The sequence below is a fragment of the Bradyrhizobium sp. Kon69 genome (assembly GCF_055807515.1).
On the sequence record NZ_JBVVOS010000021.1, the window covers coordinates 133,077 to 157,610 of the forward strand.

General features: G+C 63.7%; 31 protein-coding genes. 21 read left to right on the forward strand and 10 right to left on the reverse strand.

From position 1 onward, the window contains the following. Positions 1-121: 121 nt before the first annotated feature. Together AC0L3U_RS26495 and AC0L3U_RS26500 are read right to left on the reverse strand one after the other, a co-directional pair. Complete coding sequence (locus AC0L3U_RS26495; RefSeq protein WP_473363796.1) at positions 122-691, reverse strand: glutathione peroxidase; 570 nt, start codon at positions 689-691, stop codon at positions 122-124. A gap of 92 nt (positions 692-783) precedes the next feature. Next, positions 784-2,382, reverse strand: coding sequence for a L,D-transpeptidase (locus AC0L3U_RS26500; protein ID WP_473363819.1), 1,599 nt, complete (start codon positions 2,380-2,382; stop codon positions 784-786). 209 nt (positions 2,383-2,591) lie between these two features. On the opposite strand from AC0L3U_RS26500, the gene AC0L3U_RS26505 reads away from it, so the two are divergent. From AC0L3U_RS26505 to AC0L3U_RS26515, 3 genes are all read left to right on the forward strand, one after another. Beyond that, positions 2,592-3,140, forward strand: coding sequence for a CreA family protein (locus tag AC0L3U_RS26505; RefSeq protein ID WP_247360644.1), 549 nt, complete (start codon positions 2,592-2,594; stop codon positions 3,138-3,140). 659 nt (positions 3,141-3,799) lie between these two features. After that, positions 3,800-3,964 carry a hypothetical protein gene (locus AC0L3U_RS26510; RefSeq protein ID WP_167552240.1) on the forward strand — a complete coding sequence of 55 codons (165 nt, stop codon included), beginning with the start codon at positions 3,800-3,802 and terminating at the stop codon, positions 3,962-3,964. Between the two features lie 35 nt (positions 3,965-3,999). Beyond that, positions 4,000-4,362 carry a hypothetical protein gene (locus AC0L3U_RS26515; protein WP_456764619.1) on the forward strand — a complete coding sequence of 121 codons (363 nt, stop codon included), beginning with the start codon at positions 4,000-4,002 and terminating at the stop codon, positions 4,360-4,362. A gap of 3 nt (positions 4,363-4,365) precedes the next feature. Here the strand turns inward: AC0L3U_RS26515 and AC0L3U_RS26520 are convergent, their stop codons facing one another. Continuing rightward, positions 4,366-4,614, reverse strand: coding sequence for a DUF6719 family protein (locus AC0L3U_RS26520; RefSeq protein WP_473363797.1), 249 nt, complete (start codon positions 4,612-4,614; stop codon positions 4,366-4,368). Positions 4,615-4,681: 67 nt separating this feature from the next. Beyond that, complete coding sequence (pdxR, locus tag AC0L3U_RS26525) at positions 4,682-6,154, reverse strand: MocR-like pyridoxine biosynthesis transcription factor PdxR (RefSeq protein WP_473363798.1); 1,473 nt, start codon at positions 6,152-6,154, stop codon at positions 4,682-4,684. Positions 6,155-6,228: 74 nt separating this feature from the next. Between pdxR and AC0L3U_RS26530 the strand changes: the two genes are divergently transcribed. From AC0L3U_RS26530 to AC0L3U_RS26560, 7 genes are all read left to right on the forward strand, one after another. Then, positions 6,229-6,954 (forward strand): pyridoxamine 5'-phosphate oxidase family protein, encoded by a 726-nt coding sequence (locus AC0L3U_RS26530; protein WP_473363799.1) that lies wholly within the window; start codon positions 6,229-6,231, stop codon positions 6,952-6,954. A gap of 54 nt (positions 6,955-7,008) precedes the next feature. Further along, complete coding sequence (locus tag AC0L3U_RS26535; protein WP_473363800.1) at positions 7,009-8,286, forward strand: ArgE/DapE family deacylase; 1,278 nt, start codon at positions 7,009-7,011, stop codon at positions 8,284-8,286. Positions 8,287-8,537: 251 nt separating this feature from the next. Beyond that, positions 8,538-9,347: an alpha/beta hydrolase gene (locus AC0L3U_RS26540; protein ID WP_473363801.1), complete on the forward strand. Its 810-nt coding sequence runs from the start codon at positions 8,538-8,540 to the stop codon at positions 9,345-9,347. Positions 9,348-9,380: 33 nt separating this feature from the next. Further along, positions 9,381-10,220, forward strand: coding sequence for a tryptophan 2,3-dioxygenase (kynA, locus tag AC0L3U_RS26545; protein ID WP_473363802.1), 840 nt, complete (start codon positions 9,381-9,383; stop codon positions 10,218-10,220). Between the two features lie 20 nt (positions 10,221-10,240). Continuing rightward, positions 10,241-11,443 (forward strand): kynureninase, encoded by a 1,203-nt coding sequence (gene kynU, locus AC0L3U_RS26550; protein WP_473363803.1) that lies wholly within the window; start codon positions 10,241-10,243, stop codon positions 11,441-11,443. Between the two features lie 93 nt (positions 11,444-11,536). Continuing rightward, positions 11,537-11,938: a PaaI family thioesterase gene (locus tag AC0L3U_RS26555; RefSeq protein WP_473287098.1), complete on the forward strand. Its 402-nt coding sequence runs from the start codon at positions 11,537-11,539 to the stop codon at positions 11,936-11,938. Positions 11,939-12,088: 150 nt separating this feature from the next. Then, positions 12,089-12,718 (forward strand): GNAT family N-acetyltransferase, encoded by a 630-nt coding sequence (locus tag AC0L3U_RS26560; protein WP_007591845.1) that lies wholly within the window; start codon positions 12,089-12,091, stop codon positions 12,716-12,718. 79 nt (positions 12,719-12,797) lie between these two features. On the opposite strand, the gene AC0L3U_RS26565 is transcribed toward AC0L3U_RS26560, so the two are convergent. Then, on the reverse strand, positions 12,798-13,103 hold the full coding sequence (locus tag AC0L3U_RS26565; RefSeq protein ID WP_007591844.1) for a hypothetical protein: 306 nt from the start codon (positions 13,101-13,103) through the stop codon (positions 12,798-12,800). A 95-nt stretch (positions 13,104-13,198) separates the two neighbouring features. Beyond that, positions 13,199-13,885 carry a DUF2161 domain-containing phosphodiesterase gene (locus AC0L3U_RS26570; protein ID WP_473363804.1) on the reverse strand — a complete coding sequence of 229 codons (687 nt, stop codon included), beginning with the start codon at positions 13,883-13,885 and terminating at the stop codon, positions 13,199-13,201. A gap of 141 nt (positions 13,886-14,026) precedes the next feature. On the opposite strand from AC0L3U_RS26570, the gene AC0L3U_RS26575 reads away from it, so the two are divergent. Next, positions 14,027-14,374 carry a hypothetical protein gene (locus tag AC0L3U_RS26575; protein ID WP_456764610.1) on the forward strand — a complete coding sequence of 116 codons (348 nt, stop codon included), beginning with the start codon at positions 14,027-14,029 and terminating at the stop codon, positions 14,372-14,374. On the opposite strand, the gene AC0L3U_RS26580 is transcribed toward AC0L3U_RS26575, so the two are convergent. Next, positions 14,375-15,055 carry an SDR family oxidoreductase gene (locus AC0L3U_RS26580; RefSeq protein ID WP_473363805.1) on the reverse strand — a complete coding sequence of 227 codons (681 nt, stop codon included), beginning with the start codon at positions 15,053-15,055 and terminating at the stop codon, positions 14,375-14,377. 116 nt (positions 15,056-15,171) lie between these two features. Between AC0L3U_RS26580 and AC0L3U_RS26585 the strand changes: the two genes are divergently transcribed. Then, positions 15,172-15,915: an SGNH/GDSL hydrolase family protein gene (locus AC0L3U_RS26585; protein ID WP_473363806.1), complete on the forward strand. Its 744-nt coding sequence runs from the start codon at positions 15,172-15,174 to the stop codon at positions 15,913-15,915. Here AC0L3U_RS26585 and AC0L3U_RS26590 read toward each other — a convergent pair. After that, positions 15,905-16,678 carry a tyrosine-protein phosphatase gene (locus tag AC0L3U_RS26590; protein ID WP_473363807.1) on the reverse strand — a complete coding sequence of 258 codons (774 nt, stop codon included), beginning with the start codon at positions 16,676-16,678 and terminating at the stop codon, positions 15,905-15,907. The genes AC0L3U_RS26585 and AC0L3U_RS26590 overlap by 11 nt on opposite strands. Positions 16,679-16,749: 71 nt before the next feature. On the opposite strand from AC0L3U_RS26590, the gene AC0L3U_RS26595 reads away from it, so the two are divergent. After that, entirely contained in the window at positions 16,750-17,061 is a 312-nt protein-coding gene (locus AC0L3U_RS26595; RefSeq protein WP_473363808.1) for an MliC family protein, read from the forward strand. Positions 17,062-17,174: 113 nt separating this feature from the next. Here the strand turns inward: AC0L3U_RS26595 and AC0L3U_RS26600 are convergent, their stop codons facing one another. After that, positions 17,175-17,456, reverse strand: a complete 282-nt coding sequence (locus tag AC0L3U_RS26600) for a DUF2735 domain-containing protein (protein WP_373681121.1) — start codon at positions 17,454-17,456, stop codon at positions 17,175-17,177. A gap of 459 nt (positions 17,457-17,915) precedes the next feature. Here AC0L3U_RS26600 and AC0L3U_RS26605 point away from each other — a divergent pair, with 459 nt between their 5' ends. The 5 genes from AC0L3U_RS26605 to AC0L3U_RS26625 are packed head-to-tail and all read left to right on the forward strand — an operon-like array spanning position 17,916 to position 21,403. After that, positions 17,916-18,950: a glutamine synthetase beta-grasp domain-containing protein gene (locus AC0L3U_RS26605; RefSeq protein ID WP_007591833.1), complete on the forward strand. Its 1,035-nt coding sequence runs from the start codon at positions 17,916-17,918 to the stop codon at positions 18,948-18,950. A 35-nt stretch (positions 18,951-18,985) separates the two neighbouring features. After that, positions 18,986-19,153 (forward strand): hypothetical protein, encoded by a 168-nt coding sequence (locus AC0L3U_RS26610; RefSeq protein WP_473363809.1) that lies wholly within the window; start codon positions 18,986-18,988, stop codon positions 19,151-19,153. Next, positions 19,146-19,847 (forward strand): GrlR family regulatory protein, encoded by a 702-nt coding sequence (locus tag AC0L3U_RS26615; RefSeq protein WP_473363810.1) that lies wholly within the window; start codon positions 19,146-19,148, stop codon positions 19,845-19,847. Before AC0L3U_RS26610 ends, AC0L3U_RS26615 begins: the two co-directional genes overlap by 8 nt. An 18-nt stretch (positions 19,848-19,865) precedes the next feature. Next, positions 19,866-20,549, forward strand: coding sequence for a substrate-binding domain-containing protein (locus AC0L3U_RS26620; protein ID WP_473363811.1), 684 nt, complete (start codon positions 19,866-19,868; stop codon positions 20,547-20,549). 32 nt (positions 20,550-20,581) lie between these two features. Continuing rightward, a complete protein-coding gene (locus AC0L3U_RS26625; RefSeq protein ID WP_456764604.1) occupies positions 20,582-21,403 on the forward strand; it encodes a tetratricopeptide repeat protein in 822 nt (273 codons plus the stop codon). 84 nt (positions 21,404-21,487) lie between these two features. Here the strand turns inward: AC0L3U_RS26625 and AC0L3U_RS26630 are convergent, their stop codons facing one another. Beyond that, a complete protein-coding gene (locus AC0L3U_RS26630) occupies positions 21,488-22,045 on the reverse strand; it encodes a hypothetical protein (RefSeq protein WP_473363820.1) in 558 nt (185 codons plus the stop codon). Between AC0L3U_RS26630 and AC0L3U_RS26635 the strand changes: the two genes are divergently transcribed. The 3 genes from AC0L3U_RS26635 to AC0L3U_RS26645 all read left to right on the forward strand — a co-directional run bounded on the left by AC0L3U_RS26635 (position 22,044) and on the right by AC0L3U_RS26645 (position 24,408). Further along, on the forward strand, positions 22,044-22,193 hold the full coding sequence (locus AC0L3U_RS26635) for a hypothetical protein (protein WP_007591825.1): 150 nt from the start codon (positions 22,044-22,046) through the stop codon (positions 22,191-22,193). The two genes, AC0L3U_RS26630 and AC0L3U_RS26635, sit on opposite strands and share 2 nt — an antisense overlap. Before the next feature lie 279 nt (positions 22,194-22,472). Further along, positions 22,473-23,177 (forward strand): GrlR family regulatory protein, encoded by a 705-nt coding sequence (locus tag AC0L3U_RS26640; protein WP_247408493.1) that lies wholly within the window; start codon positions 22,473-22,475, stop codon positions 23,175-23,177. Positions 23,178-23,460: 283 nt separating this feature from the next. Continuing rightward, positions 23,461-24,408 (forward strand): phosphatase PAP2 family protein, encoded by a 948-nt coding sequence (locus tag AC0L3U_RS26645; RefSeq protein WP_473363812.1) that lies wholly within the window; start codon positions 23,461-23,463, stop codon positions 24,406-24,408. The last annotated feature ends 126 nt before the right edge of the window (positions 24,409-24,534 follow it).

Sequence of the window (24,534 nt, forward strand, 5' to 3'; positions counted from 1 at the left end):
TCGCCTCCGGCAAAACCATCCTGCCCCTAACGATCCTAGCCTAGATGGTGGGCCCTCGCCATTGCAACGGCTGTTTGGCGCGCCAGCCCAATTGTGCCCAACCGGGTTGGGACGCGTGGCGTCAAGTGTCGGCCAACGCCTTGGCGATCGCCGTCTTGATTCGCGTGTCGGCCGGCTCGACGGTGGATGCAAAGACGTCGGCGATATAGCCGTGCCGGCCGATCAGATATTTGTGGAAGTTCCAGCGTGGAACATCCTTGGGGCGCGCCTCTGCCGCCCATTTGTAGAACGGATGCGCCTTCGCACCGACCACGACAGCCTTGGCCGCGATTGGGAAGGTAACGCCGTATTGGTGGTGGGCGGTCTCCGAGATCTCGCTGGTGCCGCCGGGCTCCTGTCCGCCGAAGTCGTTGGAGGGCACGCCAATGACGGTGAGGCCGCGTTCGCGAAACTCGCCCCAGATGTCTTGCAGGCCGGCATATTGCGGCGTGTAACCGCAGAGCGAAGCGGTGTTGACCACCAGCAGCGGCTTGCCGGTGAAGGCCGCAAGGCGGATGTCGTCGCCTGACAGTGCCGGGAAAGAGAAGGCGTAGGCGGAGATTCGGCTCATGCCGCCCTCCGCCACTGCACGCGTCGCCGGCGCCAGCGTGCCTGCAACCGCGGCGATGAGCATGGTCCTGCGGTTCATCATGACGGCGTCCCCCGAAATGATCCAGGGCGCATGTTACCCCGCCGCTGTGAGCGGCGTCGTCAACACCGCGTTATCTGCCGCGATGAAGCGCGTCAGTACAGGCGGACGATGAAATCGGTGCCTTCGCCAGTCTCACCCTGGTTGATGCCCTGGTCGGAGACGATAATCGAGCCGCCTGACGTCAGCATTTCGTTGATCTTCGCGATCGTGTCGGCCGGGATCGAGACGCGGTCGAGGGCCTCGGCCGGGCTGTCCGGCGTGACCACAGGCTTGGCAGCGACGGGAATCACGGCCGCGCCTCGGTGGCGGCCTGTCATGCGGCCGTCATCCTCGCGCGCGGCAGAGCGGACCGACACCGGTAAGGACACCACCGACCAATGCAGTGCATTGGAATCGGCCTTGTCGAGCTCGGCGGTAAAGACATGCGTGCCGAGTGGCCGATCGCTCGCGGCGATCGTGACAGGCACCTCGAACAGCGGCGCAAAGTTCTGCCGCACGTAGAGCTTGGAATCCTTGCGGCTGATGAAGACCGCGATCTGGCCCGCCCGCTTGGGCGCTTCAGGTTTTGCCACGGGCGCCGGATCCGCGACGCGGGTCTCGTCCTTCTTGACGTCGGGTGTGGCCGCCTGCACTGCCGCCGCGGCCGGTGCATCGGGCGTCTTCGCGGGTTCGGACTTGGCGGTTTCGGACTTCGGCGTCTCCGCGGCCTCGACAGGCCTCGCTTCGGCGTTCGCAGGCTGCGCGGCGTCTCCGGCCTGGGGCTTGGCCGCGTCCGCTGCCTCAGCGGTGTTGGTCTCGGGCTTTGCCGTTGTCTCGGTCTGGTCGGCCGATACCGGGGCCTCCTCGCGGGCCGGGGCATATCCGGTGGTCACGTCCGACATCACGGTGTGGCCGACCGACGAGCGCAGCTCGAGCACGCCGTCGGCGCTGGCGGTCTTCGTTTCGGCCGGGTTTGCTGCGGCGGCTCCGGTATTGGCGGCGCCCTTGTCGGCCTTGTCGCCGGCATTGGTCTGCGGCTCCAGGCTGGCCGCGGGTTGCGGCGGAATGCGCACCGAGGCAAGCAGCGGATGTGAGAAGTTTTGCGGCGACATCTGGCCGGGCGAAACGATCACGCGCGCGCCCATCCTGGTCCAGTTCCACATCTTCACAGCGAACGCCATCGGCATGCGGATGCAGCCGTGCGAGGCCGGATAGCCCGGCAGCACACCGGCATGCATGGCAACGCCCGACCACGTAATCCGCTGCATGTACGGCATCGGCGCGCCGCTATAGATGTTGGAGTGGTGGAATTTGTGCTTCTGGATGACGCTGAACACACCCATCGGCGTCGAATGGCCCTTCATGCCCGTCGACACCGGGGATTCCGCGAACACGCCGTTGGTGTCGTAGACCGTGACCTTCTGCCGGTCGATCGAGACGACGATGACGAGGGGACCTTGCGGTTTCGTGCCGGCTTCCTTTTCGGCAACGAGGTCCTTCTTGCCGGCCGCTCCGCGCTTCTGCGGCTTCTGGCGCGGGACGTCGGGATGGCGCTCCTGGCGCCCGTACGACCCGTCGGAATAATCCGTCCAGTAATAAAATGCCGCGTCCGCCTGGCTCACCGTGCCGATCGCACCCGCCGCCGTCAAAATGGCGACCTGCCAAAATCGCGCCGGCTTGGCAGAAAAACCAGACCCGTTCACGCTGTTCATCATCGAATCCATAATCCAAATCAGATGTTAGTCTCTCAGAGGGGATACGCGTTCACCAGCACGGCGGTTCTGCGATCAGCTACTTTTGTCCAAAGCGTAGCAAAAAAGCCTCACGGAGCGGTAAACGGGCGGCCGTATCGGCCTGCCGATCGTCTTCCTGATCGGTCGCCTCATACCTACATTGCTGGGACTTGTTACTGGAGAACTTCATGTCATCTCGTTTCCCCGGTCTTTCCAGCATCCGCTTGAAAGGCCTCGCTTTATTCCTCCTGGCGCTGACCGTGCCGGCAGCGTCCGCATCCGCCGCGGACGAGCCGGATCTGATCTTCCGCCGCTCGACCGTGTTCAAATGGATGAGCCCGAACGACAAGCTTGCGACCTATGGCCTCGACGACCCCGAAGTCGAGGGCGTGGCCTGTCATTTCACAGTGCCGGAGAAGGGCGGCTTCAAGGGCTGGCTGGGCCTTGCCGAGGAGGTCTCGGACATTTCGCTCGCCTGCCGTCAGGTCGGCCCGATCAAGTTCAAGAACAAGATGGAGCAGGGCGACGACATGTTCCGCCAGCGCCGCTCGCTCTTCTTCAAGAAGATGCAGATCGTGCGCGGCTGTGACGCCAAGCGCAACGTGCTGGTCTACATGGTCTATTCGGACAGGCTGATCGAGGGCTCGCCGAAGAACTCGACCTCGACCGTCCCGGTCATGCCGTGGGGACCGGCAGACGCAAACGTCCAGAAGTGCGGAGAGTTCTTCACCCAGTGACGCGGTTGCGTTCACTCAGTGACGCTCTTGCGTTCACTCGGTGATGTCAGCGCGGCTGGCGCGCGGTTTTGCAAGATGCGAGCCGGTCAGCCGCACGAATGATTGCGGTGTGGCCTCAAACCCACGGCTCGATTGCAGCGCCATTTCGCCAGGCGAATTGGCGCTGCTGCGAACAGGCCGTTGCTCCCGGCGGTCCGTTCGTTGGTCCGCATCGCGCGTCGTTGCGCGATTCTGCGCCGTCATGATGGCCGTTCCTCACATGAACGCGCTCGGTGATTCCGGGCGTCTCGGTCTCGATAGCTTGGGTCGCCGTCGAAGCGCCCCCGGTTCGACGGGACCCAGCCTTCGTTCGGCTTCTCTTCAGCAGAAAAACGTAAAACGCGTGTGAAGGGTGTGAGGCGGGATCATGACGGCGCCAGCGGTCGGGCGCGCAGCCGAGCACGCACGGAACCTGCCAAGTCACTTTTTGCTGCCGCACGACGCATCTGAAAAGATTGAGATTTTCCGTTGAATATGTCGTCGCCGCGAGCGGGACGAAACAATTCTCACGGAGATGAAACCATTTTCCGGCTTTGGCGCATCACGCGCGAAACCGCCCATGGTTATCAACCTCACAACGACGACGGCGCACGCCGGCCACCGAATTCGGAGAGAACTCCATGCGCACGCTCAGCCTCATCCTTGCTTTCGGTTTCGTGCTTGCCGGCTCCTCGTTCGCAGGCTCGCCGGACGGCAATGTCCCAGGCATCGGCACTTTCCAGTACAGCGGCTCGCCGATCATGACCCCGGCGCCGCAGCCGATCGTGGTTGCCGCGCGCTTCTGATCGTCAACAAGAAAAATCAGCCGATAAAGGCCATCATGCTTGTTCGTACTTTCGCTGCGGCGTTCATATCCCTTCTGACGATCAGTGCCGTTCAGGCGCAGGTGCGCTCTCCCTCCAGATTACCCGATCCCCGTACTGAGTTCGTGAGGCAATGTGCGCCGCGCATGCTCGGACGGTGGGAGCATCCGGAAGAGGTTTGCGGCTGCCTGCACGATCATGCCGCGGCCGTCGTCGAGGATCGCGATCTTCGCGAGGCCCTGCTGCGCGGCATCAGCGAGACCGGGGTGCCGACGATCGAGACCGATTGGGTGCCGGCCGCAAAGCAGACCGAAATCGGCCCGACCTTCACCAAGATTGCCAAGCCGACCCTGCAATGTATGTTCGACCCGGCGAAGTAGCGCTCATCGCTTTGATTTCGGACCAAACCGCGACACGCAGGTGCTCGTCCGTGCGACGCCCTTGTCGGTCATCTTGGCGCCGCGGACTTCCTTGACCTGTCCGGCGGGGCAGGTTCCGTCGTCCACTTGCACGCGCTGGCCGAGCTTGAGATCGACGATGTCCTGCTCGCGTCCGACCGTGCCTGCGCGCGCGGTTGCGGCGAGTGCGATGAAGATCAGGAGCGAGAGGCAAGTCGCGCGGCGTATCAGCATGATGTGAGCTCCCAGCATCGGTGCCGCAATGTAGGGAGCGGCAGCCGATTCTCATAGTGAACGTTCGTCATGCCCGCCGGGCCGGCTTGCGCCTCGCACGCAAGGCCGCTCGCGATTCCCGCGCGAGCCGCTCGGCGGATGCGACGAGCTTCGGAACCGCGTGGCCGGAAAATCCCAGCACGAAACCGGGCAGGGGACGTGAGCGTGAATAGGTGTCGGCCAACAGCCAGCCTTCGGCGCCTGCGGCCTGCTTGGCGTCTGCCGCCACAGCCAGATCGACCGAGGGATCGAAGCGGGCGACAAGATGCAGACCCTGTGATGGGACCGGCACCGACAGCACGCCGTCGGATGCGGCTTCGAGCGTCCCAGCCAGCGCGTCGCGCGCCTCGCGGTAAAGCTTGCGCACGCGCTTCAGGTTCGCCGCAAACGAGCCGGAATTGAGCATGTCGGCCACCGCGCCCTCCATCAGCGTGCCGGGAAAGCGGTCGAGCGCGGCCCGCGCCGCAGTGACATCCGCAATCAAGCGCTCGGGCAGGGCGCAATAGCCGATGCGCAGGCCCGGAAACAACGTTTTGGCGAACGTGCCCATGTAGATCACGCGCTGGAGGTGATCGATGCCGGCCAGCGACATCAGCGGCGCGCCGTCGTAACGGAATTCGCTGTCGTAATCGTCTTCCAGCACGAAGGCGCCGGCCTGCCTGGCCCAGTCCAGCAGCTCGAGCCGCCGCGGCATCGACATCTGCACACCCAGCGGAAACTGGTGCGACGGCGTCACATAGGCTGCGCGCGCGGACGGCGCCGCTGCGCGGCCTCTGGCGACACGCATGCCGTGCGCGTCGACGGGAACGGACACGGCACGATAGCCGCAATGCGCGATGGTTTTCCGAGCAGCGGGGTAGCCGGGGTCTTCGCACCAGACCTGGTCGTTGGGCTTCAGGATCGCGCTCAGCACGATGCGCAGCGCGTGCAGCGTGCCTGACGTCAGCATGATCTGATCGGGATCGCAGCGCAGGCCCCGCGCCGACAACAGATGATCGGCGATCGCCGCACGCAGCTCGCGGCTGCCACGGGGATCGCCATAGTGCAGATGCTCCGCGCCGAAGGAGCGCATGCGACGGCCGACAAAGGCCCGGAAACGCTGCACGGCGCGCGCGTCGATATGGGTGCAGCCGAGCGAAAACGCGCCTTGCCCCGGCGTGTCGACGCTGATCTTCGGCCGCTTCGGCTCGGCCGCGCGCGCGGGGATACGCGCGGCGACGAACGTGCCGGAGCCGACGGTGGCGTCGGCAAAGCCGTCGGCAATCAGGCGCTCATAGGCGGTGACGACGGCGTTGCGCCGAAAGCCGGTCTGTTTGGCCAGCGTTCGCGACGGCGGCAGCGGCTCGCCGGGTTTCACGAGGCCGCCGACGATCATCTCGCACAGCGCCTGGTACAGCCGGTGCGCCGACGAGGCGCCAGCCGTGATGTGCGGGCCTGCGAGGTCGAGCGGCAGCTCGGCCTTGGCCGGCGAGGGGACAGAATTGGTCGGAATTTTTCGCATGGAATTGGCACTATCGCAGACCAAATCCGTGGCTACAACTGCGCTGGAAGTGATCCAATCCGACAGGAGCGGCCGTGAGCCAGACCGACAACCCAAATTCCTATCCGACATCCCCGCGCAACCAGGTGAAGCGCCGTCACGACCGCGGCTTCTACGATTACGACACCGTTCATCGCATCCTGGATTCCTCGATGCTCTGCCACGTCTCCTACGCCATCGACGGCCAACCCTATTGCACGCCGACCTTCTTCTGGCGCGAAGGGACCAAGCTGTATTGGCACGGCTCGAGCGCCAGCCGCATGCTGCGCAACCAGACCCGGGGCGAGCGTGTGTGCCTGACGGTCGCCCATCTCGACAGCCTGGTGCTGGCGCGCTGCGGGTTCAATCACTCGGCTGACTACCGCGCCGTGATGGCGTTCGGCACCGCCTATCTCGTCACCGATCCCGAGGAGAAGGAGCGCGCGGTCGTCGCCATGGTCGACCGCTTCTTCCCGGATCGGACCGCGAGCTTGCGGGCGAGCAACGCCCAGGAGATCAAGGCGACCTCCTTTATCGCGATGGAGATCGAGGAAGCCTCCGCGAAAGTCCGCGCCAAGGGTGTCGCCGACGACGACGAGGACTATGAATTGCCGATCTATGCCGAGCGCATCCCGGTGCGCACCGTGCTCGGCGCGCCGGAGCCTTGCCCGCGGCTGCTCGACGGCGTGCGCCGGCCGGCGACACTGAATGGCTATTCGGAGGGCCGGCTGCTCGAAGATGCATTGCGGGATGCCTATTTTGCAGAGTACCCGAACGGCTGAAATCGGTTAGCTTGCGCTCCATCGATGACCATTAATGCCCGATTGGAGTGCCTGATGAATGCCGAAACGCAGCAGAGGATTCTTGACGCCGTCGATGCCGGCTTCGAAGCCCAGCTCGCGACCACACGCGATTTCGTCGCGATCCCCTCGACCCGTGGGGCGGAGGGGCCATGCCAGGACATGATCGGCGACCTGCTGCGCGCACGCGGCTACGAGGTCGACGACTGGCATATCGATGTCAATGACCTCAAGGATCTGCGCGGCTTCGGTCCCATCGAGCATGATTTTTCGAAGGCGCGCACTGTGGTCGGCACGTATCGGCCCAAAACCGAGGCGGGCAAATCGCTGATCCTCCAGGGCCATTGCGACGTCGTACCGGCCGGCCCGCTGGAACTGTGGGACACCCCGCCGTTCTCGCCCGTTATCAAGGACGGCAAGATGTTCGGTCGCGGTGCCTGCGACATGAAGTCGGGCACCATCGCAGCGCTCTCCGCGCTCGATGCGATCAAGGCCGCGGGCCTGAGGCCGACGGCGCGGATTCACTTCCAGTCCGTGATCGAGGAGGAGAGCACCGGCGTCGGCGCACTCTCGACGCTTCAACGCGGCTATCGCGCGGATGCCTGCTTCATTCCTGAGCCGACCGGCGGCAAGATGGTGCGCTCGCAGGTCGGCGTGATCTGGTTCCGCCTGCGCGTGAAGGGCCATCCGACCCACGTCGCCTTCGCCGGCTCCGGCGCGAACGCAATCATGGCGGCCTATCATTTGATCCAGGCGCTGCAAAAACTCGAGATCGAGTGGAACGAGCGGGCGAAGGCCGATCGTCACTTCAAGACGCTGAACCATCCCATCAACTTCAACCCTGGCATCATCAAGGGCGGCGACTGGGCCTCCAGCGTGCCGGCCTGGTGCGACGTCGATTGCCGGATTGCTGTGCTGCCGGGCTGGTCGATCGCCGATCACCAGAAGGAGATCATGGCCTGCGTTGCTGCTGCCGCGCGCAACCACCGCTTCCTCGCCAACAATCCCCCGGAGGTCGAATGGTCGGGCTTCTTGTCGGAAGGCTATGAGCTGACCGACGCCGCCGCGCCGGAAGCCGCGTTCGGCAGGGCCTTCAGCGCCGTCTATGGCGGCCAAATCGAAGATCTCGTCTTCACCGCGCTCACCGACACCCGCTTCTACGGCCTCAATCACGGTATCCCGAGCCTGTGCTTCGGCGCGAGTGGCGGCGAGATGCACGGCTTCAATGAATATGTCGATCTGCAATCGCTGAAGAAGACGACCAAGGCGATGGCGCTGTTCATCGCGGATTGGTGCGGGGTGGAGAAGGGGTAGGGACAGGCTCGGCTCTCTCGGCCGTCATTGCGAGCGCAGCGAAGCAATCCAGTATCCCCCCGGCCGGGGCAGTCTGGATTGCTTCGTCGCGACGCTCCTCGCAATGACGAAACAAATATCCTGCCGGTCCGCTGCCCAATCCACCGGCGTTCCAAAATCCTTTAAGCTTAAACTAAAGACTAGGATGCCGCCCGCGCCGGTGGCAGACTGGCGCCAGGTCCACAAGGCCTTGAGTCCGTCGAGGAAGCACGATGCGCGATTGGGATGACGCTTACGCCAATTCGGCCCATATCCCGGGCTCGGACAAGATACCGGCGCTGTGGGCGGAGCGGGCGGCGGCTTATCGCGCCGGGCTGAAGGAGCTTCGCGCCGACATCGCCTATGGTGCTGGCGAGCGCCAGCGCCTCGACCTCGTCCTGCCCGACGGCGACAGCAAGGGCCTCGTCGTGTTCGTCCACGGCGGCTACTGGATGCGCTTCGACAAATCGGCATGGACCGATCTTGCCGAAGGCGCGCGTCATCATCGCTGGACGGTGGCGCTGCCGAGCTACACGCTAACGCCGGCCGCGCGCATCTCCGACATTACGGCGGAAATCACCGCAGCGATTGCCAAGGCGGCCTCGCTCGTCGCGGGCCCGATCCGGCTCGCCGGCCATTCCGCCGGCGGTCATCTCGTTACGCGCATGCTGTGCGATGACAGCCGGCTCGATCCCGCCGTCGCCAACCGCATCGCCGGGACGCTGTCCATCAGCGGCCTGCATGATCTGCGTCCGCTGCTCAAGACCAGGATGAACGAGACCCTGCGCATGACGATGGAGGAGGCGACGCTGGAAAGCGCGGCGCTGCATCTGCCGCGCGGGCCTTCGCCGGTGACGGCCTGGGTCGGTGGCAACGAGCGGCCCGAATTCATCCGCCAGTCCGATCTGATGGCCAATGTCTGGACTGGATTCGACGTGCCGACGCGTCTTGTCGTCGATCCCGGGCTGAACCATTTCACCGTGATCGACGCTCTCAAGGATCCGTCGTCGCCAATCACCGCGCGCCTGATCGGCCTCGACTGACGAGGCCTCAAAGATCGATCGAAAGGGCCTGCCATGACGTCCAGCCAATACGATCCCGCAAGCGAAGGCGCCGAGACCGATTTCGCCCGGCGCATGTCCTACGGCAACTATCTGGCGCTGGACGCGATCCTCGGCGCGCAGCATCCGCTGTCGGAAGCGCATGACGAGATGCTGTTCATCATCCAGCATCAGACCACCGAACTCTGGATGCGGCTCGCCATCCACGAGCTCAGCGCCGCACGCCGTTCGATCGCGAAGGATGAAGTGCAGCCTGCGATGAAGATGCTGGCACGGATGTCGCGCATCTTCGAGCAGCTCAACGGCGCCTGGGACGTGCTGCGCACCATGACGCCCAGCGAGTATACGCGCTTCCGCTCGCAGCTTGGCCAGTCCTCGGGCTTCCAGTCGCGGCAATACCGGTTGATCGAATTCCTGCTCGGCAACCGCAACCACGCCATGCTCAAGCCGCACGCGCACGATCTGGAAACCACGCAGCTGCTCGAAGCCGAGCTCGCGACGCCAAGCCTCTATGACGAGGTGCTGCGGCTCGCCGACCGCAACGGGCTCAAGATGCCTGCGGCCGTGCTGGCGCGCGATGTTCGCGAGACTCATAGCTTCAATGAAGGTGTGCTGCAGGCCTGGCGTATTGTCTATGAGGCGCCGGAAACGCACTGGATGCTCTACGAACTGGCCGAGAAGTTGGTCGATTTCGAGGATTATTTCCGGCGCTGGCGCTTCAACCATGTGACGACGGTCGAGCGCGTCATCGGCTTCAAGCGCGGCACCGGCGGCACCGGCGGCGTCAGCTACCTCAAGCGCATGCTGGAGATCGAGCTGTTTCCCGAGCTCTGGCGGGTGCGCACGATCCTGTAGAGATTTCCATAGAGAATTCGATGACCAAGCTTCGCGTCTATGACGACACCAAGGCGCTGTTCCATATGCCGGACAGTGTGATCTATCTTGACGGCAATTCGCTCGGCGCGTTGCCGCTTGGCGTTGCCGAGCGCGTTAGCCGCGTCATCACCGCCGAATGGGGCGACGAGCTGATCCGCGCCTGGAACACGGCGGGCTGGTACGCCCAGCCGCGCCATGTCGGCGATCGCATCGCGCGACTGATCGGCGCGGAAGCCGGCTCCGTCATGGTCGGAGATACGCTGTCGCTCAAGGTCTATCAGGCGCTCGCTGCCGCGCTCGACATGAACGCATCGCGCAAGGTCGTCCTGTCGGACACCGGCAATTTTCCGACCGACCTCTATATGGCCGAAGGCCTGATCGCGACCCTTGGCCGTGGCCATCAATTGCGCCTGGTCGCGCCGGAGGAGATCGAGGCCTCGTTGTCGGAGGAGATCGCGGTGCTCTACATCACCGAGGTCGATTACCGCACCGGACGGCGCCACGACATGGCGAAGCTGACGGCAAGAGCGCATGCGCTCGGCATCGTCACGGTGTGGGACCTCGCGCATTCGGCCGGGGCGCTGCCGGTTGACCTTGCCGGCACCAGCGCTGATTTCGCCGGCGGATGCACCTACAAATACATCAACGCCGGCCCCGGCGCGCCAGCCTTCCTCTACGTCGCGCCGCGCCATGCCGACGGCGTGCGCGCCGCTTTGTCGGGGTGGATGGGGCATGCAAAGCCGTTCGCGTTCGAGCTTGCCTATGCGGCTGCGGGCGGTGTCGAGCGCATGCGCGTCGGCACGCCGCCGGTGCTGGCGATGGCAGCGCTGGAGGCTTCGCTCGACATCTGGGACCGCGTCGATATCGGGGAAGTCCGCGCGCGTTCGCTGGTGCTCGGCGATCTCCTCATTGCCGAGGTCGAACGCCGCTGTCCGTCCTTGAAGCTTGTTACGCCGCGCATGCATGAGCGCCGCGGCTCTCAGGTCTCCTTCGCGTTCGACGGCGGCTATGCCGTGATGCAGGCCCTCATCGCCCGCGGCGTCATCGGCGATTTCCGCGCGCCTGACATCATGAGGTTTGGCATCACACCGCTGTATATCGGCGAGAGCGAGATCGTGCGGGCAGCGGAGCTCATCGAGGAGGTGATTGCGGGCGAGATTTGGCGGCGTCCGGAGTATCAGGTGGTGAATGCGGTGACGTGAGGGGGCCCGTGCCCCGGTCGCAGCGCAGCTCTGCAGCGCACCGCCGAGAGCCGTAATTCGCCCTGTGAGCAGAATGATTTGGGAGGAGATCCGATGACGCCACTCGAAAGACTTAAAGCGATGAAGATGCCGTTTGCCGAACTCAAGGGCGTCGAGTTCGTCGAGGCCGGGAAAGATCGCGTGGTGGCGCGGATGACGGTCAGGCCCGATCTCTGCACGCTTCATCACACCATCCACGGAGGCGCGGTGATGGCGCTGGCCGATTCCGTCGGCGCGGCGGCCACCGTGATCAATCTGCCAGAGGACGCCAAGGGCACGACCACGCTCGAGAGCAAGACCAATTTCATCGGCGGAGCCAAGGAGGGAACCACGGTGATCGCGACCGCTACCCCAATCCACAGAGGCCGGCGCACCCAGGTCTGGACCACCCGGCTGGAGACCGAGGACGGCAAGCTGGTCGCCGTGGTGACGCAGACCCAGCTGGTCCTCGTATGAATACGGGGGCTTGATTTTATTAACGAATTAGTCGCTGCCAATGCCCGAAACTTGGGCAGGTTCCCGTCTTGAAAAGTTTGTTGCGATGCACAATATTGGAGGCCTAGGGATTCGAACGCCTCCTCGAGGGACACCAAGAGGAGTTTTGACTTGTCACTCGCAGCAGATTTTGGACTTGAAGTAACCAGCCGCCCGAAGTCCGTTCAGGGCTACGTGCGCACGTTGAGCCAGCAGGAAGAATTGCCGCTTTTGCGCGATCATCTGCTGAGGCTCGATGCCGAAAGCCGGCACGACCGCTTCAACGGTTTTCTCGACGACAGTTTCATCGAGCGTTACGCCGCCCGCTGTGCCGAGGACGGCACCGTGATCGTCGCCTATATCGTCGACGGCGTGGTCCGCGGTGCGGCCGAGCTGCATCCGCCGGAGGGCGATTCGCTACCCGAGGTCGCCTTCAGCGTGGAAGCCTCGGCGCGGCGCCAGAACGTCGGCACCGTGCTGTTCAGCCGCCTGATCGCGGAGGCGCGCTGGAAAGGCTACAAGCGCTTGCGCATCACCACCGGCGCCGAGAATCACGCGATGCGGGCGCTCGCCAGGAAGTTCGGCGCGCATCTGCAATTCCGTCATGGCGAATCGACCGGTACGATCGATCTCGCCAAGGCGCCTGAGGACGAACTCGCTGATCTCGCGGCCTCGCCATTCACGGCCGGCCGCGCTCTGATCAGCTTCAACTCGACCTGCTGGAAGATCATCTCCAGCATCTATGGCAATCGCGCCGCCTGACCCGAGAAAGCCGACTGGAATCAAAAAGCGGACCGGCAAAACCGGTCCGCTTTTGTATTCAGAATAGCGAGCTCAGCGCTCAGGTGCCGGTGCGCTTGTCGTTGCCAAAGCGGCGCACGACACGGCGTTCGACCACCACGGAGCGCTGCGCACCCTGTTCGCCGGCGATCACGCGGGTCGAGGTGATGCGGCTGTTGGTGCGAACCTGTTTCTTGACCTCGGCCTGGACCACATCAAGCGGCATGCCCATCAGGGCTGCGGCGATCTCGGCCTGCTGCTCCTGATCATCGGTGATGCCGACGGCGGCGAAGATCGCCTCGTCCAGGGTCGGCGGATCGTGGCGCACGCGCCGCGTGCCATATTTGGTATTCCAGTCTGCGTTCATAACGGCCTCGTTTCGATGCCGGGATACCTAGTGCCGTCTATGTTGCATTGCAATATGAAATCGGTGTGGCATCTCAGCTATGCACCGGTTGGGTGTCAGGGTGGTGACGCGACACCGGCAACATCCGCAACCCGCTGCTGTGGCCAGCGTTTCAGCGCCGCGTGGCCCGCTTCCGTCAGCCCGTAGATTCCCCGTTCGGTGCGTTCGAACCAGCCATACACGTTGTTAAGCATGATCTTGCCCGCATCGGGACAGCGTTGGCGTAGTTCGCTCACCCGCCGCGGGCCTGCTGCAAGCTCCGAGGCGCAGGCCAGCGCCTGCTGCCGATAGGCCGTCATGATCGGCGCGCGCGTGCTGCCGCCCAACACCGGATCGCCGTGGCGGCGCTGATGCTCTGCGACGAGGCGCGAGCGGACCTTCGGCTCGCGCCGAGGGGCGGCCGTCGGGGGCTTCACCAGCACCTCGACCTGCCCCCGGTCGGTCACCCCGAGCATGCCGAAACCAAGGCGGCGACAGAGATTGCGATAGCGTGCGTCGGTCTCGCGTCCCTTGCCGCGCACCGACATCTTTGCGGCAATCCAGACCTCGTCGCCGGCCGGTGCACGATCGACCGCCTGAAGGATCAGCTCGAGATTGAAGGTCAGCTTGAGTTCGCCGATCACGACTACCGGCGGATCGCCGGCGCTGAGGCCCACGAGATCGCAGCCGCCGATCTCGCCCTTGACCGTGAAGCCGAGCTCTTCGAGGAAGCGTTTGACAGGCAGATAGAGCGTGGTTTCCAAAGAAAGCTTCCGAGTGTCACGTCCGGTTGGGAATCAGTAATGCGCAGTTTAGCCCGGAACGGCCTTACAGCTCTGCGCCATTTGATCGGGAACGGATGATCCGGCTATCCTGCGGGTGGGACAATCGGGCGCTTCACGAAGATGACCATCAGGAATGGGCTCTATCATATCCGCATCGAAATGCTGGATGCCGTCCAGGGCGGCAACCAGGGCGTCATGGTGATGCGCGACGGCACCATGCGGGGCGGGGATTCGTTCTTCTTCGCCTACGGCAGCTACACCTCGGCCGACGGCAAGTGGAAGGGCGAGCTGACCAACGAGGAGCATTCCCCCTCGTTCGACGAGCGCCCGGTGTGGGGCCGCAAGGTCGTGACCATCGGCTTCAGCGGTACCTATAATGACGAGACCGCGTACGGCGAGGGCATCGCGCTCGCCGGCAAGCAGAGCATCCGTTTCAAAGGAAATCTCCGGCTCTTGGTGCCGGATTGACTACACCCGCCCGCCGACCGGGATCAGCGCGCCGGTGACGCCGCTCGCGGCATCGCTGGCGAGGAACAGGATGACTTCGGCGAGCTCCTGCGGGGTCACCCATTTGGTGAAGTCGGCTTTCGGCATGTCGGCGCGGTTGGCCTTGGTGTCGATGATCGAGGGCAGCACCGCGTTCACGGTCACCTTGCCTTTCCACTCGCTCGCCAGCGCCTCGGTGAGCCGGTGGACGCCGGCTTTCGACGCCGCATAGGGGCCCATGCCGGCGCCGGCCTGAAGCGCTCCCATGGCGCCGATATTGACGATGCGGCCGGCTGTGGACGCGGCCAGATGGGGCAGCGCCGCGTGTGAGGCGTTGAGCGCCGTCAGCAGGTTGAGCGCATGCATGCGCTGCCACGTCTTGACGTCGCCGTCGCCCACGGTCTCGAAGGCGAAGCCGCCGGCGATGTTGACCAACACGTCGACCTTGCCAAAGTGTCTTGCCGCCGCCTCGACCGCCGTCTTTGCTTGTGCTGCGTCGGACAGATCGACGCCGCCGATCTCGATGCGCTCAGGCGTCGCGGAGATTTGCGATGGCGCATGGTCGATGCCGGCCACGCGCGCGCCGCGCGACTGCGCGGTCTCGGCGACGACCTTGCCGAGCGCGCCGAGTGCGCCGGTCACCACAATGACTTTTCCCTGCACGAGACTCTCCGTCCATCAATGGGCCGGACTATTGCGCGGCCCGCATTGGACTTGCAATGGCGGCCGGTTCCAAATTGGGCTATAGATACAACTTCAGATAGTGGAGGAGGCTGTTCATGGGCGACAATTTGCCGACCCTCGAGTTTCCTGCTGCGATCGTTGACTTGCAGTATCCGCTGCCGAACTTCAGGAAAGCATTGGGCGGAAGGGGGCCCGTGCGCATCGTGGCGATGGGGTCGTCCTCGACGGCCGGACTTGGCAACGTGGTTGCATATCCAGCGCGGCTCGAGCTGTATTTGAGAAAGCACTGCAAGGATGACGATCCCCATCGGGACATCCGGATAGATGTGCTCAACCGTGGCAAGGGCGGCGAAGAGGCGCCGCAAGAAGTGGCTCGGTTCAACGATGACATCTTTGCCGACAATCCTTCGCTGGTGCTCTGGCAGGTCGGAACCAACGCCGTGTTTCGCAGCAACGAATTCGACTTCGATGAGGTGTTGGCTAAGATCGCCGAGGGATTGGCCCACCTGCGCGATCATCCGGCCACAGATGTCATTCTCATCAACCCGCAATACGTCACGGCCATGCTCGGCGACAATGCCAAGCTCTCGGAGAAGATGGTCTCGGCGATCCGGGCCGCCGCGCAAGAGGCCAAAGTCAATTTGTTCCAGCGCTGGGCCCTGATGCGGCACTGGAACGAGCACAACAACGCCTCGCTCGAGCAACTGCTCGCGCCGGACGACGAGTTGAAGCTGCACCAGAGCGACTGGAGCACCATGCAAGTCGCGCGGGCTCTGCGTTCGGCGATCCTAACGGCGATCGGTGCAACACAGAGATGCTCGTGCCTGATTACGACGTGAGATAGCGTTCCCTGAGCGCCATCCGCTCGGCCGCGCCGAGCTTGAGCCCGTCCTGCAAATAGGTTTCGAGGTCGCCATATTCGGCGCCGACAGCTTCGAAAGCTGCGGCAAGGTACGACGCCTCTACGCTACCGATGGCATTGCGTACGTCCTCGGGCAGATCGGCGGCAGCCGTCGCGTCGCGCTTGTAGTGCTGGTTGGTCAGCAGATAGTCCTCGGCAATGACGTCATCCGGCACCCCGAGCGCATGCAGGATCAGTGCGCTGGCAAAGCCCGTGCGGTCCTTGCCGGCGGTGCAGTGAATGACGAGCGGCGCGCAGTCTTCCAGGAGATGCCCGAACAGGTCGCGGAAACTGGCCGTGTTGTGGCGGACGTAGTTGCGATAGGATTCGCGCATGAGTTCGAGCGCGACGGGCGCGGTCAGCCTGCCCCTGGCGAGCTCGGCGCGCAACGTGGCCACGACGGTCGGCTCGATCGGCAGTGAGTGCACGGCGATCTCGTTAACCACGCAGACACCCGCCGCGCGCTCCTCGACGCCGCGGAAATCGAAGGCGCTGCGCACGCCCAGCGCGCGGACGATCTCGACATCGGCGGTAGTGAGCTGGCCTAGATGATTGGAGCGGAAGATGTGCCGCCAGCGCGTGCTCCGGCCATCTGCGGTCGGATAGCCGCCGAGGTCGCGAAAGTTGCTGGCGCCTTGCAGGGCGAGGTGGCGGGCAGGGGCGTCTTGTCCGGAGGAGTCTTGCAGGGACTTGTCTTGCATGAGATCCGCTTGCGTTATGATTCCATTGGACGCACGACGGGCGTCCTTGGGATCTATTACAGGGGGCGAACATGAGCTGGCACAAGGCCATTCTTCTGACGGCCGCCATGCTGGCGGGCGGAATGACCGGTGCACGGCAGGCCGATGCGCAGACGTTCCGGACGTATCACTGCGCCGATGGTACGCAGTTCATCGTCGGGTTTTATGACGCCGACAAGCGCGCCTTCCTCCAGATCGACGGCGAGCCGGTCACGCTTGCGAAGCGGCTGACGGTCTCCGGCGCGCGCTATTCGGGGGCGGGGATCACGCTTGTGATCGGCAAGACCGGCAGCGCCACGGTCAAGCATCTGAAGCGGCCGGTCACGGCCTGCGCCGGGATCTGAACGGCGGCATTGCGATAGGAATCAAAAAGGGCCGAAACACCGTTGTTTCGACCCTTTTTCGAACTGACGCCGGGCATCGAGAGAGCGCGGCGGTATTGAACCGAACGCGGGCATCAGCGATCCCATTTCGGCTTGGCTTCATCGACTGCTTCCTGATGGTACCAGCTGCCGCTGCAAATCGTCTCGTTCACGGGGAGCGAGGCGTGGTTGGCGGGAAGGCGGGTCTCACCGTTGCGGCGCCCCCCGAGAGCGGAGCGGCCCCCGACAGGGAATTGGTAGATCTGTGCAGATCCGTGACTCAGTCCATTGTTCATCATTGCGGTATCTCCCGAGATCGCAGCGCTGGCCTCCATGGTGCGCCCGACTCGTTGGCTTGTGGTTACTGGAATCCCCATATCGGCCGTGCATTCCGAAATGCAAAGTGCTGAAAAGGAAATCAGCCTTGGCCTATTTTGTAGGCAGAGTGCATTCTGCTTCCTCTAAGGCAGCGCTCGGGTGGCTAACGCGTGGGCCGTTGCGAAGGTTGCGGGCGCCGGGCGCAGACTTGGCGAATATTGCCGGACGTTGATGCGCGTTTAGTCGGCAACCTCCGGCCCGGGCCTGGCTGCTCCAGAATCGGGCGTTTTCTGCGGGATTTTTGCGGTGCAGCTTCACGCAAAGGTGCGCCGCTATGACGCACGGCGCACTGGCTGATCCGCCGGGAGGGAGAGGGGGCCGGCGGCGGTGGAAAACCTCCCGCGCTGCGGCCTTTTGGCACGTTAAATGCTTGGAAAGGGTCGGCCGATGTTGGCCGGGTAAACAATCGTGCGGGGGCCTGCGGCCCCCACCTTTCGCATCATCTACAGAGAGGCTCAATGACCAAGTATAAGCTCGAGTACATCTGGCTCGACGGATATACGCCGACTCCGAACTTGCGCGGCAAAACTCAGATCAAGGAATTCGCGTCGTTCCCGACGCTCGAGCAGCTTCCGCTCTGGGGCTTCGATGGCTCCTCCACCCAGCAGGCTGAAGGCCACAGCTCCGATTGCGTGCTGAAGCCGGTCGCGGTGTTCCCGGATGGCGCCCGCACCAACGGCGTGCTCGTGATGTGCGAAGTCATGATGCCCGACGGCAAGACCCCGCACTCGACCAACAAGCGCGCCACCATCCTCGACGATTCCGGCGCCTGGTTCGGCTTCGAGCAGGAATACTTCTTCTACAAGGACGGCCGTCCACTCGGCTTCCCGGCTTCCGGCTATCCGGCGCCCCAGGGCCCGTATTACACCGGCGTCGGCTTCTCGAACGTCGGCGACGTCGCCCGCAAGATCGTCGAAGAGCATCTCGACCTCTGCCTGGCTGCCGGCATCAACCATGAAGGCATCAACGCGGAAGTCGCGAAGGGCCAGTGGGAATTCCAGATCTTCGGCAAAGGCTCCAAGAAGGCCGCTGACGAAATGTGGATGGCCCGCTACCTGATGCTGCGCCTGACCGAGAAGTACGGCATCGACATCGAGTTCCACTGCAAGCCGCTGGGCGACACGGACTGGAACGGCTCCGGCATGCACGCCAACTTCTCGACCGAGTACATGCGCACGGTCGGCGGCAAGGAGTACTTCGAGGCGCTGATGGCCGCCTTCGACAAGAACCTGATGGACCACATCGCCGTCTACGGCCCGGACAACGACAAGCGTCTGACCGGCAAGCACGAGACCGCGCCCTGGAACAAGTTCAGCTACGGCATTGCCGATCGCGGTGCTTCGATCCGCGTGCCGCACTCCTTCGTCAACAACGGTTACAAGGGCTATCTGGAAGACCGTCGTCCGAACTCGCAGGGCGACCCATACCAGATCGCTTCGCAGATCCTGAAGACGATCGCCTCCGTGCCGGCCGACAAGAAGGCCGCCGCCTAAGATCCTCCCGGCCCGGGTTAGGGGGCTGGCCCGGGTTGGACTTCGATCCGCCGAAGCCGAAAGGCTTCGGCGGATTTTTCATTCCGATCACAGCCGTTGCGGAAGACCCCTCGGATATCATGGCGCGAAACTTGTCCATCGCCGCCGAAAGCGGGATAGAGTACGGCTGGATGCGCGCAGGGCCGGGGACGGCTGGTGTTTGAAGGCTTCTACAAGACGAGATTTCAGCTCGGCGACGCCGTCGGCCGGAGCGTGATGCATGCTGGCAACGGCAAGATGCTCGGCGGTAATTCGGCTTTCGCCCATATCGGCACCTACGCCAAGACCGAAGCCGGCATCGACATCGTGATCAGCACAGTCCGCCACAACCCCGATCCGAACTACCGCGCCATGGCGGGCACGGACGATGCGACCCTGCTGGCCAAGGGCTGGGCCGACGGCGATCTCTATCGCTTCAAGGGCGAGCTCAAGGAGCTGCCCGGCGTACCCTTTCAGTCGTTGATGACGCCGATCACCGAGGACGAGATGCCGATCGCCGGCGGCGTCGGCGAGGCCGGCATCGCCGACGGGCTCTACTCGGTGCATCTGCGCATGCTCGATGGCGTCGACGGCGGTCTCACCGGCGTGATGCTGCTCAACAAGGGCCGCATCCTCGGCGGCGATGCATCATTCTACTATCTCGGCAGCTACACCGCCGCCAACGGTCGCTGGAAGGGCCAGATCCTCAACCAGGAGCACACGCCGGCCAAGGACGATCCGATCTTCGGCGGCCACGAGGTCGGCATCGGCTTCTCCGGCACTTATGATGCCGAGGAGGCGGTGCTAGAGGCAACGGCGCTCGCCGGCAAGCGCAGCCTGCGCCTGACCGCCGCGCTCAAGCTGATGCACCGCGCCTGATCGCCACGGGAATCGCTGATGGAAACAATTCGCATGCTTTCGACGCTCGGCCTGATGGGCGCGATGCGCAGCCTGTCCTCCGCGTACGAGGCCGCGACCGGTGTCCACATCGCCGCCGATTTCGCGCCGACGCTGGCGCTGCTCAAGCGGTTGCGCGACGGCGAGGCCGCCGATCTCGTGATCCTCACCCGCGAAGGGCTCGACGAGATGATCGGCGAGGGCCGCGTCGTCTCAGGGACCGCGGCCGATCTCGCGCGCTCCTTCGTCGGGATCGCGGTGCGGGCAGGGCAAGCACATCCCGACATCGCCACGGAATCCGCACTGCGCAGCACGCTGCTTGCGGCGCGGTCCTTGGCCTATTCGCGGCTGGGTGCGAGCGGGGTCTATTTCGCCCGGTTGATCGCGCAGATGGGGATTGCGGCAGAGATCAACGCCAAAGCCACCATCGTCGAGCAGGGCTTCACCGGAGAGCGGCTCGTGAGCGGCGAGGCTGACCTGGCCGTGCAGCAGATCAGCGAGCTGAAGCAGGTCGAGGGCATCGAGGTGGTCGGCCCGGTCCCGCACGATCTGCAAACGCCGGCCGTGTTCTCCGCCGGCCGGATGGCCAACGCCGAGCACGCCGACGCCGCGGACCGGCTGCTGGCCTATCTGGCATCACCCGAGGTCGTCCCCGTCTTGCGTCAATCGGGACTCGAGCCTTGAATTTGCCGGGGCGACGACGCAACCTGGCGTCCATGCGGACTTTCCTCGTTGCGATCCTTCTCACGCTTGCAGTGCCGTTGTCGGCGCATGCGCAATCGGCCGATCTCGTCCTGTGCGACCGCGTCGCCGCCGACCCCAGCGATCCCGACAAGCCGGCCGAGGTGAGGGGCGTGAGCGAGATTGCGGCCTCCGACGTCGCGACCGCCATCAAATTCTGCAAGCAGGCCGCGCCGTCATCGCGGCGCGCGATGTTCGCGCTCGGCCGCGCCTATGCGGCCAACCGGCAGACGGCGGAAGCGATGGCTGCCTGGCGCAAGGCCGCCGACAAGGGATCGAGCGCGGCGATGGTCGAGCTCGGTGTGGCCTACGGCACCGGCTCCGGTGTCGCCAGGGATGAAGCGCAGGCGCGCAAATTGTTCGAGAAGGCGGCGCAGGCCGGCAATCCGCGCGGCATCAGCAATCTCGCCGCGCTCAGTGGCACCGGCGGTGCCGCGCCGGCCGATCCCGCACAGGCGCGCGCATTGCTCGGCAAGGCCGCCGAGACCAATGCCGAGGCGCAGTACCAGCTCGGCGTGATGCTCTCCGAAGGCACGGGCGGGGCGAAGGACGACGCCGCAGCGCGCGCGCTGTTCGAGAAGGCGGCGGCGCAAAACCATCCCGGCGCGCTGGAGCGGATGGGCGCCTTCGCACAGGAAGGCCGCGGCGGGCCAAAAGACAAGGACGCCGCGAAATCCTACTACGAGCGCGCCGCAGCGCTCGGCGACGCGGATGCCAAGCAGGCGCTGGAGCGGCTGCGCTGTCCCTATGCGATCAAGGACAAGCAGGGCAAGCTCGTCACCACGCTGTGCTTCTAAAGCGCGTTGCACGCGCTTTGGATTTATTTGTGAGCATGATCTTTTCGGAAGACCGCTGCGCACTTTTCCGGATCATGCCGTAGCTCACTTGTAGTAGTAGGCGACGTTGTTGCGGGCGTCGCGATAAGTCGTCTCGAGAAAATCCGGATATTGCGCGGCCGCCCGGGCCACCGCGCGCACGACGCAGTCCCAGAAATCGCCGTCCCAGCTGAAATGCGCGAAGGTCGCGTCCTCGAACCTGACGGCGGTGACGATGGCTTGCCTGATCGCATCGTCATCGGCGCACGGATGAGCGTGCTTCATATAACTGAACATCGGCCCCTCATGGGCGTGGTCGCGATCCCGGCGGTACTTCGCGCTGCTTTGCTCCGGCGTGAGGGTGCGGTTGGCGCGAACCTCCTCGACGGTCGGGCGCCCCTCGATCGAGTCCAGTTGGGTGCGTCGGCGCCAGAGCTCGAACGCGGCATCGAGCAGCGGCAGCTTCGCCGCGCTCGCGATGAAGGTTGCAATTTCGTCCGCCGCCCATGGCTGTGACTGCTCCATGCCCGCTTTGTCGCGTGCTTGTGTCGACGGGTTCGAATGCGTCAGGAACCAGCTCAGACGCGGTCCGTTGAATCCTCGACAAGCAGGAGGCGCAACCATGATCCGCAAGCTCGCATCCGGCGAATATCGGCTCTATTCGCGCAAGGTGAATCCCAAGACCGGCAAGCGCCGCAACCTCGGCACGTTCAGGAGCCGCGCGGCGGCCGAGAAGCATGAGCGCGAGGTGCAGTATTTCAAGCGTCACTAGCGCCTGAGAGGCCGCTGGGCACCGGCCAAACAAAAAACGCGAAAAACAACCCCATGCACAGTAGCCAAGTGTTTGAAATCACAGGTCCGCAAATGGTGTGAAATCGCCACTTGCGGAATTGCCGAAATCCATTGCGCCGTCGGGCAAAACAGGCGCATGATGGCATCATGGCAGGGTGTGGCTTCGCGAATGCCCCTGCGCGAAAAAGCCCGATGGTCTTGGTGCGATAGCGGTGCTAGGTAGCGCGTGCTTTCCTTCTGATATTCCGGGTCAATTGCGTTGCTGGACGGACTCTACAAGGTTGAATACGGCGTCAACGATGCCTTCGGCCGCAGCATCATGTGCATGCATGACGGCAAGCTGCTGGGCGGCAATTCGGCCTTCGCGCATCTCGGAAGCTATTTCGAGCGCGACGGCGAGATCATCGCCGAGGTCATCACCGAACGGCATAACGACGATCCCAACTACAAGCCGCTGATGGGAGCTGATGTCGCCTCGATCGGCGCGCGCGGCCGGCTCGTCGGCAACCAGATCCGTCTCGCGGGCAGCGCGGACACGATGCCGGGCGCCGGTTTCTGGGCCAATCTCACGCGGCTCGATGACGAGGGGTTGCCGCCGCAGGGGACGATTGGTCCGGGCGGGGTGGTGAACGGGCTCTATGCGATCCACCTGCGCGCGCTCGACGGGGTCGATGCCGGGCTCTCGGGCGTCATGCTGCTGATGGACGGCCGCATCCTGGGCGGCGATGCGTTCTTCTACTATCTCGGCTCCTATTCCTCGGCTGACGGCCGCTGGAAGGGCGAGATCCTCAACCAGGAGCACACGCCGGCGAAGGGCGAAAATCCCGTGTTCGGCGGCTATGAGGTCGGGATCGGCTTCTCCGGCACCTGCACCGCCGACAGCGGCGAGCTCGAAGGCATCGCACTCGCGGGCAAGCGCAGCCTGCGGCTGGCGGCGTCGCTCAAGCTGATGCGAAGGGCGTAGGACGGTTACTCAAAAATCTGGGTGTCTGCTTTTGAGAGAGTAACGCAGGCTGACGTGCGACTCGTGGCGATGTCGGCAAACGACCTCGAAGCGGACGTGAGCCCCCTCGGAGCCTATGGTCAGCCGATGATCCAATGCGAACAACGTAGTCAGATTTGGTGAGCAGCGCGGAACCTACCGAGGCGCACACACCCTTTACTTGTACGAGCCAAATTAAGAAATCATTAGACGAGCCTCGGATATTGACATTCCAAGAGGGGTCACGGATCCGAACGATGCGATAATGGACAGAGTGATGCGAAATGAAGGCTTTGTCTTTGCCGTCCTGAATGCTTATCGATTCAGCGAAACTCTGCGCTTGTGGATCGCAATTGCAATTGTTGCAGCCGTTGACCTCATATGGCTTCGCGCCGATGGGATGACGATGGCTATCGACCCGACGCAGGCGATTGCGTTCTGCGCGGCCGCTCTTCTCTCCTTTGTTTACACGAGATTGAGGCCGGATCGGCGTATCGCAGAGCTTGCCACCGCTTTAACTCAGATCATTGCCTTTACGGTCGTGGGCGCAATCCTAAGTTATTTAACCGTCACGGCAAAGTTTCCGTTGGTCGATTCCCAACTGGCCGGCGTCGACACCCTGCTGAGACTGAATTGGCTGGCTTTCTTTGAGTGGGTCGAGGCCAGACCAACTATCAAAGCGGTCCTCGCAGTCGCGTATCATAGCTGTATGCCGCAGGTCGCTATCTTGTTGGTGTGGCTGAGTGCGTGCGGGCGATTTGAAAGGATGCGAGAGTTTGTTTGGCTGTTCGTAACATCCCTCCTCGTGATTATTCCGATCTCATGGATACTGCCGGCAGCGAGCGCATGGGTCTACTTCGGCGTCGTCGAACGAGTCGACGCGTATCATTTGATCGATTTTAACGCACTCCGAAGCGGCGAGATGACACGCATCTCGTTGACGCACGTGAATGGTCTGATCACATTTCCTTCTTTTCACGCTGCGCTGGCCATAATACTTATATACGCCAGCCGAGGCGTGAAGATGCTTTTCCCGCTATACCTTGTCTTGAACGTGCTGATGCTTGCTGCAACACCTACTGTAGGCGGCCATTATTTCATTGATGTCATCGCGGGCGCGGGTGTCATTCTCTGCCTCGCTTGCCTTCGACAGCTTCGCTGGGGCGTTTTGTTTGCGCGATGGAACACCTCGCCATCTCACGCGACCGGATAGTCATCCACGCTCTGCAGGGGGCAGAGCGATTTGTCTTTGGCAGAGGTCATCAAACGACAAACAGATCGAAGTCCGCTTGTAGCCTAACTCGCTAAAGCGAGCTGATCATGTCCGCTCCCAAACCGT

What these genes read in the sequence shown, in the direction of transcription:
- kynU (WP_473363803.1), top strand. Translation starts at nt 10,241, where the DNA reads ATGACCAAGCTTCGCGTCTATGACGACACCAAGGCGCTGTTCCATATG.
- AC0L3U_RS26565 (WP_007591844.1), bottom strand. Translation starts at nt 13,103, where the DNA reads ATGAACGCAGACTGGAATACCAAATATGGCACGCGGCGCGTGCGCCAC.
- kynA (WP_473363802.1), top strand. Translation starts at nt 9,381, where the DNA reads ATGACGTCCAGCCAATACGATCCCGCAAGCGAAGGCGCCGAGACCGAT.
- AC0L3U_RS26555 (WP_473287098.1), top strand. Translation starts at nt 11,537, where the DNA reads ATGACGCCACTCGAAAGACTTAAAGCGATGAAGATGCCGTTTGCCGAA.
- AC0L3U_RS26575 (WP_456764610.1), top strand. Translation starts at nt 14,027, where the DNA reads ATGACCATCAGGAATGGGCTCTATCATATCCGCATCGAAATGCTGGAT.
- AC0L3U_RS26535 (WP_473363800.1), top strand. Translation starts at nt 7,009, where the DNA reads ATGAATGCCGAAACGCAGCAGAGGATTCTTGACGCCGTCGATGCCGGC.
- AC0L3U_RS26630 (WP_473363820.1), bottom strand. Translation starts at nt 22,045, where the DNA reads ATGGTTGCGCCTCCTGCTTGTCGAGGATTCAACGGACCGCGTCTGAGC.
- AC0L3U_RS26500 (WP_473363819.1), bottom strand. Translation starts at nt 2,382, where the DNA reads ATGAACAGCGTGAACGGGTCTGGTTTTTCTGCCAAGCCGGCGCGATTT.
- AC0L3U_RS26625 (WP_456764604.1), top strand. Translation starts at nt 20,582, where the DNA reads ATGCGGACTTTCCTCGTTGCGATCCTTCTCACGCTTGCAGTGCCGTTG.
- AC0L3U_RS26635 (WP_007591825.1), top strand. Translation starts at nt 22,044, where the DNA reads ATGATCCGCAAGCTCGCATCCGGCGAATATCGGCTCTATTCGCGCAAG.
- AC0L3U_RS26540 (WP_473363801.1), top strand. Translation starts at nt 8,538, where the DNA reads ATGCGCGATTGGGATGACGCTTACGCCAATTCGGCCCATATCCCGGGC.
- pdxR (WP_473363798.1), bottom strand. Translation starts at nt 6,154, where the DNA reads ATGCGAAAAATTCCGACCAATTCTGTCCCCTCGCCGGCCAAGGCCGAG.
- AC0L3U_RS26605 (WP_007591833.1), top strand. Translation starts at nt 17,916, where the DNA reads ATGACCAAGTATAAGCTCGAGTACATCTGGCTCGACGGATATACGCCG.
- AC0L3U_RS26620 (WP_473363811.1), top strand. Translation starts at nt 19,866, where the DNA reads ATGGAAACAATTCGCATGCTTTCGACGCTCGGCCTGATGGGCGCGATG.
- AC0L3U_RS26600 (WP_373681121.1), bottom strand. Translation starts at nt 17,456, where the DNA reads ATGGGGATTCCAGTAACCACAAGCCAACGAGTCGGGCGCACCATGGAG.
- AC0L3U_RS26590 (WP_473363807.1), bottom strand. Translation starts at nt 16,678, where the DNA reads ATGCAAGACAAGTCCCTGCAAGACTCCTCCGGACAAGACGCCCCTGCC.
- AC0L3U_RS26510 (WP_167552240.1), top strand. Translation starts at nt 3,800, where the DNA reads ATGCGCACGCTCAGCCTCATCCTTGCTTTCGGTTTCGTGCTTGCCGGC.
- AC0L3U_RS26515 (WP_456764619.1), top strand. Translation starts at nt 4,000, where the DNA reads ATGCTTGTTCGTACTTTCGCTGCGGCGTTCATATCCCTTCTGACGATC.
- AC0L3U_RS26505 (WP_247360644.1), top strand. Translation starts at nt 2,592, where the DNA reads ATGTCATCTCGTTTCCCCGGTCTTTCCAGCATCCGCTTGAAAGGCCTC.
- AC0L3U_RS26645 (WP_473363812.1), top strand. Translation starts at nt 23,461, where the DNA reads ATGGACAGAGTGATGCGAAATGAAGGCTTTGTCTTTGCCGTCCTGAAT.
- AC0L3U_RS26585 (WP_473363806.1), top strand. Translation starts at nt 15,172, where the DNA reads ATGGGCGACAATTTGCCGACCCTCGAGTTTCCTGCTGCGATCGTTGAC.
- AC0L3U_RS26495 (WP_473363796.1), bottom strand. Translation starts at nt 691, where the DNA reads ATGATGAACCGCAGGACCATGCTCATCGCCGCGGTTGCAGGCACGCTG.
- AC0L3U_RS26595 (WP_473363808.1), top strand. Translation starts at nt 16,750, where the DNA reads ATGAGCTGGCACAAGGCCATTCTTCTGACGGCCGCCATGCTGGCGGGC.
- AC0L3U_RS26520 (WP_473363797.1), bottom strand. Translation starts at nt 4,614, where the DNA reads ATGCTGATACGCCGCGCGACTTGCCTCTCGCTCCTGATCTTCATCGCA.